Origin of the sequence: Labrys sp. LIt4 (assembly GCF_017813775.1) — a bacterium.
Classification (GTDB): Bacteria; Pseudomonadota; Alphaproteobacteria; order Rhizobiales; family Labraceae; genus Labrys; species Labrys okinawensis_A.
Map to the genome: position 1 here is coordinate 1 of NZ_JAGIPY010000062.1, position 380 is coordinate 380.

Annotated in this window: 1 pseudogene; it reads right to left on the minus strand. The window is 65.8% G+C overall.

Features of this window, described 5'->3' with window-relative positions:
• A pseudogene (locus J8I29_RS29705) lies at positions 1 to 380 on the minus strand (type VI secretion system tip protein VgrG); the annotation flags it as partial.

Sequence of the window (380 nt, forward strand, 5' to 3'; positions counted from 1 at the left end):
CCCGATTGGCCGGCCGCCGCCTGAGCGGCGATCGCCATGGCCTGTTGCAGCATGCCCGCGCTCTGGCCCATCAGCCCAGAGAGCGCTCCGCTCATCAGCGCCGCCGCCCCGGCGCCCGTCGTCGCCCCCACCACCTGGTTGAGCCCGCCGCCGACCTGGTGGTTCATGTTGGCGCCCACGGTGAGCTGGTGCTGCTGGCCGTAGCTGTGCAGCGCACTGGCATCCACCGTGTGGATCTGGTTGTTGAGCACCTTCGAGGTCATGTCCTTCTGGGCATGCAGGTGGAAGTTCTCCTGGCCCGGTGCGTCCTCGAAGGAGAATTCGTTGAACTTGGTCGGGTCCTTGGACTTGTAGGTGTTGGAGCGGAAGATGCTCTTGGT